Source organism: Mesotoga sp. HF07.pep.5.2.highcov (assembly GCF_003666285.1).
GTDB lineage: Bacteria > Thermotogota > Thermotogae > Petrotogales > Kosmotogaceae > Mesotoga > Mesotoga prima.
Map to the genome: position 1 here is coordinate 1 of NZ_JFHJ01000470.1, position 589 is coordinate 589.

A 589-nucleotide genomic window follows, 5' to 3' on the forward strand; every position below is an offset into this window, starting at 1 on the left:
GATAAAGCTCCCGCAATTGTTCCCGGTGAGCTGAAGGGCGTGATAATGGGTCATAATCACCGTCATGTCCTTAGAATGATTTCGAGCAACGGAGAAGAGAAATTTTATGCCAATACTGGGACATGGAAACCGGTTGTCGAAATGATTGATGACGATCCAAGGAACGGTTTTGCCAGAAGAGTGGAACTGGGGTATATTACTATAGAGATTGTTTCTAACGAGTTTCTAGTTGAGTCAAAGCATATAAAGAAGCTTAGTGGCCTTCGGTTTTCTGAAGATACACTGGATAAGAAAACCGAGTGGAATTCTGTGCGCGAGATTGGAATGCGAGTCTGAGGAGGGATGTAAATTGCACTATTATAGAGGTTCTTCGATAGTGCCGATAATAATCACCTTGCTCTTAGTAATTGTTGCGGCCGTAGTAGCGGCCTTTTTCCTCTGGCCCGTTCCAGAACCGAAAATACTTATCTCGAATGTCTCACCAATTCCGAAAAATGCAGAGAGAATCCAGTATGCTGAAAAGGTAGAATTAAGGTGGGAAGCTGTATATGAACGTCCCGGGCACGGCCTCTTAGCAGAAGTCTTTGCT

General features: G+C 44.1%; 1 protein-coding gene and 1 pseudogene. Both read left to right on the forward strand.

Going from position 1 to position 589, the window contains the following annotated elements:
- Positions 1-336: pseudogene (locus BG32_RS09850) on the forward strand (hypothetical protein); the annotation flags it as partial.
- Positions 337-349: 13 nt separating this feature from the next.
- The coding region (locus tag BG32_RS09855; RefSeq protein ID WP_147434924.1) for a hypothetical protein at positions 350-589 on the forward strand (240 nt) is incomplete at its 3' end.